This window comes from Streptomyces sp. NPDC088706 (assembly GCF_044752765.1).
Lineage (GTDB): Bacteria > Actinomycetota > Actinomycetes > Streptomycetales > Streptomycetaceae > Streptomyces.
The window spans coordinates 95,736-109,288 of the sequence record NZ_JBIVLW010000001.1 but is presented as its reverse complement, the minus strand read 5'-3'; the positions used below and the strand labels follow the sequence as shown (position 1 = coordinate 109,288).

Annotated in this window: 13 protein-coding genes and 2 pseudogenes; 9 read left to right on the top strand and 6 right to left on the bottom strand. The window is 67.9% G+C overall.

Going from position 1 to position 13,553, the window contains the following annotated elements; translation table 11 throughout:
- Positions 1 to 49: 49 nt before the first annotated feature.
- Genes sufD through ACIQAK_RS00530 form a run of 6 tightly spaced genes read left to right on the top strand, consistent with a single transcriptional unit; the run spans position 50 to position 4,413 of the window.
- Complete coding sequence (sufD, locus tag ACIQAK_RS00555) at positions 50 to 1,231, top strand: Fe-S cluster assembly protein SufD (protein ID WP_366388484.1); 1,182 nt, start codon at positions 50 to 52, stop codon at positions 1,229 to 1,231.
- Complete coding sequence (locus ACIQAK_RS00550) at positions 1,231 to 1,548, top strand: bifunctional 3-phenylpropionate/cinnamic acid dioxygenase ferredoxin subunit (protein ID WP_366388485.1); 318 nt, start codon at positions 1,231 to 1,233, stop codon at positions 1,546 to 1,548. Before sufD ends, ACIQAK_RS00550 begins: the two co-directional genes overlap by 1 nt.
- Before the next feature lie 7 nt (positions 1,549 to 1,555).
- On the top strand, positions 1,556 to 2,347 hold the full coding sequence (gene sufC, locus ACIQAK_RS00545; protein ID WP_366388486.1) for a Fe-S cluster assembly ATPase SufC: 792 nt from the start codon (positions 1,556 to 1,558) through the stop codon (positions 2,345 to 2,347).
- Positions 2,344 to 3,612 carry a cysteine desulfurase gene (locus tag ACIQAK_RS00540; RefSeq protein WP_366388487.1) on the top strand — a complete coding sequence of 423 codons (1,269 nt, stop codon included), beginning with the start codon at positions 2,344 to 2,346 and terminating at the stop codon, positions 3,610 to 3,612. The genes sufC and ACIQAK_RS00540 overlap by 4 nt, the downstream gene beginning before the upstream one ends.
- A gap of 10 nt (positions 3,613 to 3,622) precedes the next feature.
- A complete protein-coding gene (gene sufU, locus ACIQAK_RS00535) occupies positions 3,623 to 4,078 on the top strand; it encodes a Fe-S cluster assembly sulfur transfer protein SufU (protein WP_366388488.1) in 456 nt (151 codons plus the stop codon).
- Positions 4,075 to 4,413 (top strand): metal-sulfur cluster assembly factor, encoded by a 339-nt coding sequence (locus ACIQAK_RS00530; protein ID WP_015607822.1) that lies wholly within the window; start codon positions 4,075 to 4,077, stop codon positions 4,411 to 4,413. Before sufU ends, ACIQAK_RS00530 begins: the two co-directional genes overlap by 4 nt.
- Positions 4,414 to 4,521: 108 nt before the next feature.
- Here the strand turns inward: ACIQAK_RS00530 and ACIQAK_RS00525 are convergent, their stop codons facing one another.
- Complete coding sequence (locus ACIQAK_RS00525) at positions 4,522 to 4,980, bottom strand: hypothetical protein (RefSeq protein ID WP_366388489.1); 459 nt, start codon at positions 4,978 to 4,980, stop codon at positions 4,522 to 4,524.
- A gap of 219 nt (positions 4,981 to 5,199) precedes the next feature.
- On the opposite strand from ACIQAK_RS00525, the pseudogene ACIQAK_RS00520 reads away from it, so the two are divergent.
- Both ACIQAK_RS00520 and ACIQAK_RS00515 read left to right on the top strand, forming a co-directional pair.
- Positions 5,200 to 5,817 (top strand): annotated as a pseudogene (locus tag ACIQAK_RS00520) (Tn3 family transposase); the annotation flags it as partial.
- 564 nt (positions 5,818 to 6,381) lie between these two features.
- Positions 6,382 to 7,176 carry a hypothetical protein gene (locus tag ACIQAK_RS00515; protein WP_366388490.1) on the top strand — a complete coding sequence of 265 codons (795 nt, stop codon included), beginning with the start codon at positions 6,382 to 6,384 and terminating at the stop codon, positions 7,174 to 7,176.
- A gap of 185 nt (positions 7,177 to 7,361) precedes the next feature.
- On the opposite strand, the pseudogene ACIQAK_RS00510 reads toward ACIQAK_RS00515, so the two are convergent.
- The 3 genes and pseudogenes from ACIQAK_RS00510 to ACIQAK_RS00500 all read right to left on the bottom strand — a co-directional run.
- Positions 7,362 to 8,322 (bottom strand): annotated as a pseudogene (locus ACIQAK_RS00510) (site-specific integrase); the annotation flags it as partial.
- Between the two features lie 234 nt (positions 8,323 to 8,556).
- Positions 8,557 to 9,426: a phosphotransferase gene (locus tag ACIQAK_RS00505; protein ID WP_366388491.1), complete on the bottom strand. Its 870-nt coding sequence runs from the start codon at positions 9,424 to 9,426 to the stop codon at positions 8,557 to 8,559.
- 326 nt (positions 9,427 to 9,752) lie between these two features.
- A complete protein-coding gene (locus ACIQAK_RS00500) occupies positions 9,753 to 10,010 on the bottom strand; it encodes a hypothetical protein (RefSeq protein WP_366388492.1) in 258 nt (85 codons plus the stop codon).
- A gap of 569 nt (positions 10,011 to 10,579) precedes the next feature.
- Between ACIQAK_RS00500 and ACIQAK_RS00495 the strand changes: the two genes are divergently transcribed.
- On the top strand, positions 10,580 to 11,788 hold the full coding sequence (locus ACIQAK_RS00495) for a helix-turn-helix transcriptional regulator (RefSeq protein ID WP_366388493.1): 1,209 nt from the start codon (positions 10,580 to 10,582) through the stop codon (positions 11,786 to 11,788).
- 15 nt (positions 11,789 to 11,803) lie between these two features.
- Here the strand turns inward: ACIQAK_RS00495 and ACIQAK_RS00490 are convergent, their stop codons facing one another.
- Together ACIQAK_RS00490 and ACIQAK_RS00485 are read right to left on the bottom strand one after the other, a co-directional pair.
- A complete protein-coding gene (locus ACIQAK_RS00490; RefSeq protein WP_366388494.1) occupies positions 11,804 to 12,223 on the bottom strand; it encodes a recombinase family protein in 420 nt (139 codons plus the stop codon).
- A gap of 69 nt (positions 12,224 to 12,292) precedes the next feature.
- Positions 12,293 to 13,273: a hypothetical protein gene (locus ACIQAK_RS00485; protein WP_366388495.1), complete on the bottom strand. Its 981-nt coding sequence runs from the start codon at positions 13,271 to 13,273 to the stop codon at positions 12,293 to 12,295.
- Between the last annotated feature and the right edge of the window lie 280 nt (positions 13,274 to 13,553).

Here is a 13,553-nt window from a genome sequence, read left to right as displayed (position 1 = left end):
CACCGAACCACCCCCCTTCTTGACTGAGAAAGCGAGCACTACGACAGCCATGGCTGAGGCTCAGAACACTCCGGTGGGCTCCACCACCGCCGGCTCCATCGCGGTGGCCGCCGAGTCGACCGTCGCCACGCGCATGAGCGCACCCCCGTCCTTCGACGTCGCGGACTTCCCCGTCCCGCACGGCCGCGAGGAGGAGTGGCGCTTCACCCCGCTGGAGCGGCTGCGCGGGCTGCACGACGGCACCGCGGTAGCGAACGGCGGCGGCGTGAAGGTCGCGATCGAGGCGCCCGAGGGCGTCACCGTCGAGACCGTCGGCCGCGACGACGCCCGGCTCGGCAAGGCCGGTACGCCGGTGGACCGGGTCGCCGCCCAGGCGTACTCCTCCTTCGAGCAGGCCTCGGTCGTCACGGTCGCCAAGGAGGCCGTGCTCACCGAGCCGGTCCGGATCACCGTGCACGGTGAGGGCGGCACCGCCTACGGCCACCAGCTCATCGAGCTGAAGGCCTTCGCCGAGGCCGTCGTCGTCATCGACCACACCGGTGACGCGGTGCTCGCCGCCAACGTCGACTACGTCCTCGGTGACGGCGCCAAGCTGACCGTCGTCTCCGTGCAGGACTGGGACGACACGGCCGTCCACGTCGGCCAGCACAACGCGCTGGTCGGCCGGGACGCCTCCTTCAAGTCGATCGTCGTCACCTTCGGCGGCGACCTCGTCCGTCTGCACCCGCGGGTGGCCTACGCGGCCCCCGGCGGCGAGGCGGAGCTCTTCGGTCTGTACTTCACCGACAAGGGCCAGCACCAGGAGCACCGCCTCCTGGTCGACCACAACACCCCGCACTGCAAGTCCAACGCGGTGTACAAGGGCGCACTCCAGGGCGAGGGCGCGCACGCCGTCTGGATCGGGGACGTCCTCATCCAGGCCGCCGCCGAGGGCACCGACACCTACGAGATGAACCGGAACCTCGTCCTCACCGACGGCGCCCGGGTCGACTCCGTACCCAACCTGGAGATCGAGACCGGCGAGATCGTCGGCGCCGGCCACGCCTCGGCGACCGGCCGCTTCGACGACGAGCAGCTCTTCTACCTCCAGTCCCGCGGCATCCCGGCCGAGGAGGCCCGCCGCCTCGTCGTGCGCGGCTTCTTCGCCGAGCTGGTCCAGCAGATCGGCCTGCCGGACGTGGAGGCGCGACTGCTCGACAAGATCGAGGCAGAGCTGAAGGCGTCCGTCTGATGGCCTTCGTCAAGGCGTGCGCGCTCAGTGAGCTGGAGGACGACACCCCGAAACGGGTCGAGCTCGACGGCACACCGGTCTCCGTCGTCCGTACCGAGGGCGAGGTGTTCGCGATCAACGACATCTGCTCGCACGCGAACGTGTCGCTCGCGGAGGGCGAGGTGGAGGACTGTGCGATCGAGTGCTGGCTGCACGGTTCGTCGTTCGACCTCCGCACCGGCAAGCCGTCGGGCCTTCCCGCGACGCGCCCCGTCCCCGTATACCCCGTAAAGATCGAAGGGGACGATGTGCTCGTCTCCGTCACCCAGGAGTCCTGAGTCACCCATGGCAACGCTTGAAATCCGCGACCTGCACGTCTCCGTCGAGGCCGACAACGCCACGAAGGAGATCCTCAAGGGCGTCGACCTGACCGTGAAGCAGGGCGAGACCCACGCCATCATGGGCCCCAACGGGTCCGGCAAGTCCACCCTCGCGTACTCGCTCGCCGGTCACCCCAAGTACACGATCACGAGCGGCACGGTCACCCTGGACGGCGAGGACGTCCTGGAGATGTCCGTCGACGAGCGCGCCCGCGCCGGCCTGTTCCTCGCCATGCAGTACCCGGTCGAGATCCCCGGTGTCTCGGTCTCCAACTTCCTGCGCACCTCCGCCACCGCCGTCCGCGGCGAGGCCCCCAAGCTGCGTACGTGGGTCAAGGAGGTCAAGGAGACGATGGCCGAGCTCCAGATGGACCCGTCCTTCGCCGAGCGCAACGTCAACGAGGGCTTCTCCGGCGGTGAGAAGAAGCGCCACGAGATCCTCCAGCTGGAGCTCCTCAAGCCGAAGATCGCCGTCCTGGACGAGACCGACTCCGGCCTGGACGTCGACGCGCTCAAGACCGTCTCCGAGGGCGTCAACCGGGTCCGCGCGACCGGCGAGGTCGGCACCCTGCTGATCACCCACTACACCCGCATCCTGAAGTACATCCAGCCCGACTTCGTGCACGTGTTCGCCAACGGCCGGATCGCGGCCTCCGGCGGTGCCGAGCTGGCCGACCAGCTGGAGAACGAGGGCTACGAGGCATACACGAAGGGTGGCCCCGTGAACGGAGGGAACTCAGGAGGTGCAGCAGCGTGACTGACGCCCGACAGGGGCTCACCGGCCTCCTCGACACCGAGGCGATCCGCAAGGACTTCCCGATCCTGGACCGCACGGTCCACGACGGCAAGAAGATCGTTTACCTGGACTCCGCGGCGACCTCGCAGAAGCCGCGCCAGGTCCTCGACGCGCTCAACACGTACTACGAGCGCCACAACGCGAACGTGCACCGAGGCGTCTACACGATCGCCGAGGAGGCCACCGCGCTGTACGAAGGCGCCCGTGACAAGGTCGCGGCCTTCATCAACGCGCCGAGCCGCAACGAGGTGATCTTCACGAAGAACGCCTCGGAGTCGCTCAACCTCGTGGCCAACATGCTCGGCTGGGCCGACGAGCCCTACCGGGTGGACCGCGACACCGAGATCGTCACCACGGAGATGGAGCACCACTCCAACATCGTGCCGTGGCAGCTGCTCGCGCAGCGCACCGGCGCGAAGCTGAAGTGGTTCGGCATCACCGACGACGGCCGGCTCGACCTGTCGAACATCGACGAGATCATCACCGAGAAGACGAAGATCGTCTCCTTCACGCTGGTCTCCAACATCCTGGGCACCGTCAACCCGGTCGAGCAGATCATCCGCCGCGCCCAGCAGGTCGGCGCGCTGGTCTGCATCGACGCCTCGCAGGCGGCTCCGCACATGGTGCTGGACGTGCAGGCGCTCCAGGCCGACTTCGTGGCCTTCACCGGTCACAAGATGGTCGGCCCGACCGGTATCGGCGTGCTCTGGGGACGGCAGGAGCTCCTGGAGGACCTGCCGCCGTTCCTCGGCGGCGGCGAGATGATCGAGACCGTGTCGATGCACTCGTCCACCTACGCCCCGGCGCCGCACAAGTTCGAGGCCGGTACGCCCCCGATCGCCCAGGCCGTCGGCCTCGGCGCGGCCGTGGACTACCTCTCCTCGATCGGCATGGAGAAGATCCACAGCCACGAGAAGGCGATCACCGAGTACGCGGTGAAGCGCCTCCTGGAGGTCCCGGACCTGCGGATCATCGGCCCGTCGACGGCCGAGGACCGCGGCGCGGCGATCTCCTTCACGCTCGGCGACATCCACCCGCACGACGTGGGCCAGGTCCTCGACGAGCTGGGCATCTGCGTCCGGGTCGGCCACCACTGCGCGCGCCCGGTCTGCCTGCGGTACGGAATTCCCGCGACGACGCGAGCGTCTTTCTATCTGTACTCCACGCCCGCCGAGGTCGACGCACTGGTGGACGGCCTGGAGCACGTCCGGAACTTCTTCGGCTGAGGACGCAACGGTGAAGCTTGATTCCATGTACCAGGAAGTGATCCTGGACCACTACAAGCACCCCCACGGGCGCGGCCTGCGGGACGGCGACGCCGAGGTGCACCACGTCAATCCGACGTGCGGCGACGAGATCACGCTCCGGGTGAAGTACGACGGTGAGACCATCGCCGACGTGAGCTACGAGGGCCAGGGTTGCTCCATCAGCCAGGCATCCGCCTCCGTGCTGAACGAGCTGCTCGTCGGCAAGGAGCTGGCCGAGGCGCAGAAGATCCAGGGCGCGTTCCTGGAGCTGATGCAGTCCAAGGGCCAGCTGGAGCCGGACGACGCGATGGAGGAGGTGCTGGAGGACGCGGTCGCGTTCGCCGGTGTCTCCAAGTACCCCGCCCGGGTCAAGTGCGCGCTGCTGAGCTGGATGGCGTGGAAGGACGCGACGGCCAAGGCGCTGTCCGAAGGGAAGACCGCATGAGCGAGAACGAGACCGCGACCATGAAGCCGGCCTCCGAGGAGGAGGTCCGCGAGGCGCTGTACGACGTCGTCGACCCCGAGTTGGGCATCGACGTCGTCAACCTGGGCCTGATCTACGGCATCCACGTGGACGACGCCAACATCGCCACCCTCGACATGACCCTGACGTCCGCGGCCTGCCCGCTGACCGATGTCATCGAGGACCAGGCGAAGTCCGCCACGGACGGCATCGTCAACGAGCTCCGGATCAACTGGGTCTGGATGCCGCCGTGGGGCCCGGACAAGATCACGGACGACGGGCGCGAGCAGCTCCGCGCGCTCGGCTTCAACGTCTGATCCCGCGCTCTCCGGTACAACGCGAACGGCCGTGCCCGCCAGTCCTTGTGGCGGACACGGCCGTTCGCGTTCCCTCTCAGGTGCTCAGGTGCTCAGGTGCTCAGGTGCTCAGGTGCCCGGGCGTGCGGGAGGCGCGGGCCGCAGAGCGCGGGAGCCGTCCCGCACCCCACCGGCACAGGCCAGCGCGATGCCCGTACAGGCCGCGACGGCCACCACCGCGATCAGGCTGTCCGGCCCCGGGGACTCCCGCAGGGCCGAGTCCACGAACGGCACCGCGACCACGGCCTCGGTGGCCCCGAGAACCACGAGCCACGCCGTCCGTACGCCGCCCGGCACCCGGGCCCGTACGTCCTCCCGGCCCAGCAACGCCGCCCCGCCGACGGCCAGCAGCACGAACGCCAGGAGCAGCCCGTTGACCAGGGTGTGGGCGACGGGCGACGGGTCGGTGTGGTCGAGCTCGGCGGTGTCGGGGAACCGGAGTGCGAACAGCAGCACGAAGAAGCCGAGGTACGCGACCTGCAGAAGCAGCGGGACGGGTGCGATCCGGTGGATGAGCAGTCGTTTCATGCGATCTTTCTGATGATGTGTGTGTTCCGTGGTGCGGCCGCCGTGCCGGCCGGACACATTGTCCGGCATGGCCGTTCGCTTGTACCACCTCGCCTTTCGGGGGCCCGGGGTGCCGGTTGAGTTCTTGACGGATGAGCAGGCTGCCGCGTATGCGGCGTTTCGCGGTGCGCCGTCCCGTACGGAGCTGGAGCGATTCTTCTTCCTGGACGACGCTGACCCTGGCGCATTGACCGCGCCGCTGACTACGGCGCCTTCCAGGACGCGGCCCGCGGCCGGGTCGACCTCGCCCGGATCGAGCGGCACTGGGAGGACATCCTGCGGATCATCGGCTCCATCCACACCGGGGCCGTACGCGCCTGCGACGTGATCCGGATGCTGTCCCGGGACGGCCGCCCCACCCCGCTCGGCGACGCGATCGCGTACTACGGGCGGATCGCCAAGACCCCGCACATCCTGCGTCTGGCCGACGAGCCCGGATACCGCAGGCAGATCAAGGTGCAGGCCAACCTCCAAGAGGGCCGTCACGCGCTCGCCCGGAAGATCTTCCATGGCCGGGCCGGACAGCTCTACCAGCGCTACCAGGACGGCATGGAAGACCAGATCGGCGCCCTCGGACTGGTCCTCAACGCCCTGGTGCTCTTCAACACGAGATACATGGACGCCGCCGTCACTCAGCTGCGCGAGGACGGGTTCGACGTCCGCGACGAGGACGTGGCTCGCCTCTCCCCGTTCGTCCGCCATCACATCAACATGCTCGGCCGGTATTCCTTCCAACTCCCCGACCTGCCCGGGGGCCCGCGTCCGCTGCGTGATCCGGACGCCGCCGACGAGGAATGACACTCGGTGATGGGTCGTCAGCGGCACGGGACGCTGACGACCCATCTCACCGGGCTCACAGCTAGAGGCGAATCAGGAAACCTAAGTGAGGTTTGAATACCTCAGAGGTGCAGGTCAACCCTGCAAGGTTTCGCCTGGGGAGAGGTTGCTCCGAGGTGACTGCGAGCGTTGTCAGAGTGAGTTGGCAAGATCGCGGCTAAGAACAGCACTCCGACCACTCCACCACGGCCGTTCGACGTCACCGCGCTCTTCCCTCAACTGGGCCCGCTGGCACGTACGGCGACCCGGTTGCACCCCCGCCCCGGGTCTCCGTCACCGCAGGACAGTTCCATCGGCGGACCGCTGCTATGGCCCGCCAACGAGCCGTGGCCGCACTGCGACGGACCTCATGTGAGGGACACAACGCGCCCGGCCCTGTCCCCGGCGGACGTGCGACAGGAACGGCAGATCCGTGCCGCCTCGCGCGACAGGAGCTTGACCGCGCAGGAACGAGAGACCCTTCAGCGGATCCGTCCCCCTCGGGAGAATCCGCTGAAGTCGGCGTTCGCCCCGTATGAGGGTTCCATGGCGATGCTGCCCGTCGCTCAGTTGTACCGACGGGACGTGCCCGCTCTGCACACACCTGAAGGAGCTGACCTGCTCCAGGTCCTGTGGTGCCCCTTCGACCACCAGGCCATGCCCAGGACCACGCTGTTCTGGCGGTCGGCAGCCACGGTCAGCGACATCCTCAACACGCCCCCCGAACCGCCCGCGATGCGGTCCGACGGCTACCTGCCCGAGCCGTGCCTGCTCAACCCGGAGCAGGTCACCGAATATCCCGACCACCTGGAGTTGAGCAAGGAACGACGGGAGCAGCTCGGGGCCTGGAGCGAATGGCAGGCAGCCGTCACGGATGTCGACGACTACGCGTCGTCCCCGGAGTTGTTCTACGACCGTGAGTTGGCCGCCGCACCCGGCTGGAAGGTCGGCGGTTGGCCTCGCTGGGGCGCCACCGACCCCACCCCCCGGCTCTGCCCTGCCTGCGGCAGCGACATGGATGCCCTACTGACCATCGCCACGTTCGAGGGCGACGACGACAGCAGCTGGCTCCCGAACGAAGTTCGCGAAGACCGAGAACACACCGGTCCGTCCTCCCGCCACACTGGGCCGGAAGGTCAGGCCGTGATCGACTTCTTCCGCGCCCAAGGCATTGAGGTGCACGACCGCGGTCGCGTCCCCCGCGATGCCCGTGTCGCGCCCCTCGGCACCAACCCTGCTCCAAGGCAACCGACCGCCGTCCAGATCGGCAGCGGCTACGACCAGCAGCTCTACGTCTGTCCGGCAGCGCCAGAGCACCCCCACTCCGAGCTGATGCACTAGCCGGCCCCATACACCGGACCCCGCCCCTCCCGAACCCTCCGTGTCCGAGAAGAGCCTTGGGCCTATCGGTGCGTGATGGGGCGAGGCGGTGTGGACGACGCGGACTCATCCGCTCGTGCCTGCGGTTGTACCGCTGGTCCCCAATTCTGGGAAAGTACCCCGCCCTCGGTCAGCGTCGGCGATCGCCCGGGCGCGAGCAGGCTGGTAACGTCGGCGATCGCCTCCGGGGAGGGGTGGAAGTACTTCCGTACGTTCTCCGCCTTCTTGTGCCGGGACTTCGCCATCAGCATCAGCAGGCTCGCCCCTCCCTCGCCGAGGTGGGTCAGGCCGGAGTGTCGCCACTCATGCAGATCCCAGCCCGTGCCCGGCTCACCGCCGAGGGCCGTGTGCTCGTCCAGCAACATCCGGGCCTGCCCGTAGGAGAGCCGGGCGAGCCCAGTGTCCGGGCAGATGTCGCGCGGGCTGACAACCTTGCCGGGGCCTGGCTTGCGGCGGGTGACGAACACCGGCCCGCGCGTACGGCCCTTGAGCAGGCGGGGCAGCAGCCGGTCGGTGCCCGCGCCCGGTAGACCGTCTCCAGAACGAAGGCTTCGCGGATGGCGCCGCGACGACGCGTACGAGGGCGGGCACCCTTGGCCTTCACCGGGGCGCGGCGCCCGGCAGATCCAGCTCCTCGATATTGACACCCAGGATCTCCTCGGCGCGGGCCACGGTCTCGTGGAGCATCCGCCACAGCGTCTTCTCCCGCAGATGCACCTCACGCCGCGCGATCAGCCGGTCGATCGCCATCTTCGAGCGGGCCGGCGTCTCGGAGTCCGGCGGGGTGAGCCGCTTCGCCCAGGCCGGGACCGCCGGGCCGTCGTACCCGCGCTCACCGCACCAGCCCAGCCACGAGAGCACCGACGCACGCCGGGCATTCCAGGTGTTCACCGCGGAGCTGCCCCACAGCAGTTCCAGGGCCTCGCCGATCTCGTCGTCCGCGACGGCCGCCAGCGGCCGGCCCTCGCCGAGCCGCTCGGCGGTCTTACCTACCCCGATCCCGTAGTTGCGGATCGTGTTCGGGTTGCCGAGCGAATCGAGGAAGACGTCGGCCGCCGCGCGGACGGTCAGAGCCTTCCCCGCGGGCAGTTGTACGACGGCGGACACCACTTTCCCCTTGCCGCAGATAACAGAGCCGCGTCATGTACGGCTTGACGACCGTTTCCGCAGGTCGCGATCAGCCTTCCCGCAGGTAATAGGGCGTTATCTGCGGAAGGACTTCAGACCGACCCCATCGCCGACGCTCCGTCAGCCGCCCACCAGGGCCGACAGATCCTTAGCGCCGGTTTTCGTTCCGATGTTCCTCAACCCCCGAGACGCCTACCGGGGCCGGTGCCGCGCTCAGATGGCGCGGGGCCGCTTCCGTGGTGCCGGGCGCTTCCTCGCCTTTTGACGGAAGCCGAGAAGACACTCATAGTTCCCGTTGCTGTATCGGGCGTCCTTCTCTCCGACCCGCGCCGTCCACTGACGGCATGTGGCGTTCACGAATGCTTTTACCGATTCCGGGTCCGCGTACTGCCAGCTTGTGAACCCCGCAAGCCACTTCAGGGCCGCAGCGGGCGAGTGCCCGAACTCCATCAGGCGCACAGCCGTACATGCCGGGTCCACCCACGCGGGACCGATGGCGGGCATTGCCCAGTCCACAACGCACGCCCGGTTCTGCCGAGGCCCGTACATAAGGATGTTGTGGGGGTGGGTATCGGTGTGAAGCAGATTGTTGCCCTTGAGCGCACGTGTTTCGTCGGCATCGATGAATCCTTCGAACCGGTCGGCCAGCGGGGGGACGATGAATGGGAATCGGCCGTACGGCAGGGGATTCGAGAAGGTGAGTTGTTGCATCCAGTTGAGTACGAACTCGATGCCGTCGAGATCGGTTGACCCGGGGGTCATGTCTGCGTGTCGGCCGTTGTCCACGTAGCCGAACGTCAGGCAGAACCAACCGGCGAGCCGGAATCGGTAGCGGAGTTGGGCGCTGATTCCGTCAAGAACGGTGTTCACCTGTTCTTCTTGCCGCAGCGCGTAAACACCTGCGGTGCCCTCGCGTACCCCCTTGAGGAAGAGCGGGCCATGCTTCTGCGTGCGGATCATCAAGGCGACTGAGCAGTTGAGCCCTTCGGCGATCACCTGTGATTCGGTCACCTCCCCCGTGTCGGATTCAATGGCGTTGCGCAACTCGGCCGGAAGCTCTTCCCAGCGGAGACGTTCAAACACAGTTCCCACCTTCAGTAATAGCCGAAGGGGGACCGGTGGCCCGGCCCCCCTCACACTTGCCGACTACTGCGTTGCGCCGCACTTTCGGCAACGCAGCTTGCCACTCCATCCGACCCACTCATGGTCACAGTTGCCCAGAATCCAAGGCTGCATAACTGGTTCCTCTCGGTTGAGTGTTGTGGACCTTGCGACCCGTCCGGCCGCTCACCTGTCCTTCTTCACGGGGTGGGCAGAGCGACCGGGCGGGGGTGGAGCCCCGCCCCTGCCGGGTCCGAATCGAGTACGGGGGAGTCCTCGAATACGGTCGCGTCGGCAGGGGCGGGAGATCAGGAGGGCAGGCGTTCGATGCGCTTCGGGGAGCGCGGGGGGACTCCAGGGCCACGCGAGACGTCGGCTTCGGACCGGCCACGTACGCGGACGCCCCATTCATCGAACTGTGCGGTCAGCCAGTTGTCATCGACGCCCCAGGTACGGCAGATGCCTTGCCGGGTCGCACCGTCGCGGTATGCCTTGATCACGTCGGCTTTGTGTTCCAGCAAGTTGGCGCGGCCTTCCGCGACCTCAGTCTTGGAGCGGCGGGGCATGGTTACCTCTTCTTGCGGATTGTTGTCGGCGTTCGGTGAGCCCGTAAATACCGAAAGGCGGGTACACCTCGACGCGCACGGGGTATCCGCTCTCCGCGCACGGCCAGCAAAGGAGGTCAGGCGTACCACGTTGCTCGCCTGACCTTCGGTTTCGTTGAGGGGCGGTGGTACGTAGCGGACACATTCGACGGGGGCGAGCCAACATGCCTCGCATGTCGTTACGTCCGTGGCCGTTCGTGCAAACCGGGTGGTGAACATGCGGGGTTTGTCCTTGGGGTGTCACGGGGGCGGTCACTTGTGCGCGTCCCCCAGGTGTCGGCGCAACCTGACGTTGCAGACACTCACGCTGCTTGCGTCGCCGTTCGCTTTGGCTCGGTCTCGGTCCTGCGCGACCTTGTCGCAGTGCGCGCACCCCGGTACCGGCTTCGGTTCGGTGAGTGTCGCGGTGCTCTGCTGAGTAGTCATCGGTCCGCCGTTCCCTCTGTCGGCAATACGGGGTCCAGCGTCCGGCGGTAATCGATCTCCGACTAGCGGCCCGCTGTCGGCCAACTGTCGGCCAGACTGGAGACATGAGCAGCGGAATCGGGGCCAACATCCGGCGAGAGCGGCGACGTCTCGGTTGGAGCCAGGCACGGCTGGCGCGGGAGGTGTGCCGCGCGGCCGGCGTGGTCGGTGAGCCGGTCGGCCGCCAAGAGGTAAGCCGGTGGGAGACAGGGAAGCGCACGCCGCGCGAGTGGTTACCGTTCCTCGCTGCTGTGCTGGTTGTCCCCGTGGAAGTGCTCACGACGCCACAGACGGCCGCTGAACCGCCGCTTCCGACGCTGACCAACTTTCTGCCCGCCGAGGACCCGCTAGAGCAGCTGAGCGTCCGTACAGGGGGCCGTATCGGTATGGGACAGGTGGCCGATATGCAACAGCGGGTGCACGGCCTACGGCTTGCCGACGACGTGCTAGCCGGGGGTGACCTCATGCGGCCCGCGCTGCGAGAACTTCGCAAGGCTGTTCACATCTTCCGAGAGCACAGCTACTCCGATCTGACCGGATGTCGACTTCTAGTGCAGCTTGCGGAGTTGGCGCAGATTGCGGGATGGGTCGCGTCGGACGCTGGCCAGCACGCGGAGGCGGAGAGGATCTACCGGCTAGGTCTGAGCGCGGCGACGCAGGCCGAGGACCGGACGCTGGCCGGGAATCTCGCCGGGTCGCTGGCCTACCAACTCAGCAACACTGGAAGGGAGTTGGAAGGTCTAGAGCTTTCCCGTGTCGCTCTCGACGGGGCCGGGCCGGACGCTCCGGCAAAGGCTCGCGCGCTGTATCTCGATCGGGTGGCATGGGCCCACACGAAAGCGGGAGGAACCGAGAATGCGCAGCACGCAATGCGCGCCCTCGGGGAAGCATCGGAAGCATTGGCCGAGGACAGCGAGGGAACCGAGGAGCCGGCATACCTGTATTGGGTGGACGCCGGGGAATTGCGGGTAATGGAATCGCGCGTCTACACCGAATTGCGGCGGCCTCTCCGCGCTGTCCCATTGCTGCGGGAAGTCCTCGGGAAGTACGACGCCACGCACACACGCGAACTAGCGCTATATCTCTCGTGGTTGGCCGTTGCCTACGCCGACGCGAACGAACCCGAGGAGGCTGCGGCCACGGCGGAACGGGTGCTTTCACTGTCGGCAGACGTGGCCAGCGAGCGGACAGCGCAGCGGGTCCGGGTAGTTCTGGAGCGGCTCGCCGAGTATGCCGATGTCCCCGAGGTCAGGTCCGTTCTTGAGTCTACCTAGTCCGACCAAAGCTCTTTACTTGAAATGGTCTCCCTCGCCCTGCGAAGGAAAATAACCGTACGGGGGTCGCGCACCGCGCCACCGGAGCGGCATTCCGCGAATGGCTGCCGTGGCACCGGTAGCGCGGTCGCTGATGCTCTGCGATTCGACCTGAGCCGCGAAGGCAAGGAAGGCCATCATCAGCTCAGAGACCGGGTCCATCGGGTTCCGGAGGTCAAAGACGAGCTTGCCCCCGCCGATGCCCTCGGCGAAGACAAGCATCTTTCGGTGCCGCTTCGCCCACTTCGCAAGGTCGTGCATGTCGCTCATGGACCGGATGGGACGGTCGAACCGCCACCAGGCAAGCGCGTCGTACTCATCCGGACGGGAGAGCCACCCGCCGGGTGCGGGACGGTCGAACGGGGCAATCTTGCTCGCGGACACGTCAAGGTCCACGGCTTCACGGGGCTGGTCGCCCTGTGACCCGGGCCCGGACGCGGCCGGGCCCGGGTCGTCCCGTTCGTGCTACGCAGGGGCGGCGGACGGCGGCGGCCCGTACTGCTCCGGCAGGGTCCGCGCCGCGGCCTCCGCCAGGACCGGGGCCAGGTTCTCCTTGCGCATCCGCAGGTCCACGTACAGCAGGCCGACCACCAGCGGCGGGAAGATCGACGAGAAGAGCTGGCTCACCAGCCCGCTGATCATGGACAGCACCATCAGGCCGCCGAGCAGGCCGATGATCTCCCCGCCGCTCGGTTCCGTGCCCGTGAGGTCCACGGAGCCAGGAATCGCGCCGAGCGCCTGGATCGGCAGCTGGATCATGTAGCCGACCATGGACGCCAGCCCGAAGGCGAGCAGGCCGATCCCGAAGACCCGCCACCAGCTGCCGCGCACCAGCTGGGCCGAGCGCCGGAGCGCCGCGAGCGGGCGCTGGTCCTCGAAGACCAGGACCGTCGGGGCGAGGGAGAGCTTCACCCAGATCCAGACCGCCACCGGGCCGAGGAGCAAGGTGCCGAGCAGGCCGATCCACAGCAGCGGCAGGACGTCGTCGGCGTCGCCCATCGTCAGGAAGTAGACCATCACCGCGACCACGGAGGTCATCAGGAGCATCATCGGGACGAGGACGGTCAGCCCCAGCAGGAACACCGTGCCGATCATGGCCCAGACCCGCGACCAGGCCCGCTTCCAGAGGGTACCGAAGTGGACCGGGCGGCCCAGTACGGCCTCCTGGAGGACCACGGGCACCGCCGCCTGGACGACGGCCGACGCGAGCAGGAAGGCGACGGTGCCGATGATCACCAGGACGCCGAACGCGATGCCCAGCGGGACCAGTTGTGCCGTGTCCGGCTCACCGGGCCCGGTCAGGTCCTCCCAGCTGGCCGCGACGGTGGAGAAGGCGATGGCCGCCCCGACGACCATCACCGCCGTCGCCGCGCCGAACAGTGTCAGCGCGACGCCGACCAACGGTTTCCAGTACCGCCCGAGCGTCGAGAAGGCGCCGCTGAGCATGTCCGAGACCCTCAGCGGCGCCAGGGGTATCACTCCCGGCTTGGGCGGCGCCGCCCATCCGCCGCTCCAGCCACCCGGTCCTCGCGCTCCCCCGTGGAAGGGCCCCCCACCGTGGGGTGCGCCCCCCTGCGGGCCACCGCCCCACCCTGCATCCTGCGCCACTGTCTCTCCGCTCATGTCGTCGGCCCGTGCTGACGGGTCGTGCCATCGGTCGGGACACCGTAGCGCCCCCGACATGGGCCGATGATATGTACATCCGTACGCAGCGATGCGTACACTC

Bases quoted from the DNA above. Each gene is read 5' to 3' on its own strand.
- sufD (WP_366388484.1), top strand. From the start codon at position 50: ATGGCTGAGGCTCAGAACACTCCGGTGGGCTCCACCACCGCCGGCTCC.
- ACIQAK_RS00550 (WP_366388485.1), top strand. From the start codon at position 1,231: ATGGCCTTCGTCAAGGCGTGCGCGCTCAGTGAGCTGGAGGACGACACC.
- sufC (WP_366388486.1), top strand. From the start codon at position 1,556: ATGGCAACGCTTGAAATCCGCGACCTGCACGTCTCCGTCGAGGCCGAC.
- ACIQAK_RS00530 (WP_015607822.1), top strand. From the start codon at position 4,075: ATGAGCGAGAACGAGACCGCGACCATGAAGCCGGCCTCCGAGGAGGAG.
- ACIQAK_RS00525 (WP_366388489.1), bottom strand. From the start codon at position 4,980: ATGAAACGACTGCTCATCCACCGGATCGCACCCGTCCCGCTGCTTCTG.
- ACIQAK_RS00515 (WP_366388490.1), top strand. From the start codon at position 6,382: ATGGCGATGCTGCCCGTCGCTCAGTTGTACCGACGGGACGTGCCCGCT.
- ACIQAK_RS00500 (WP_366388492.1), bottom strand. From the start codon at position 10,010: ATGCCCCGCCGCTCCAAGACTGAGGTCGCGGAAGGCCGCGCCAACTTG.
- ACIQAK_RS00495 (WP_366388493.1), top strand. From the start codon at position 10,580: ATGAGCAGCGGAATCGGGGCCAACATCCGGCGAGAGCGGCGACGTCTC.
- ACIQAK_RS00485 (WP_366388495.1), bottom strand. From the start codon at position 13,273: ATGCTCAGCGGCGCCTTCTCGACGCTCGGGCGGTACTGGAAACCGTTG.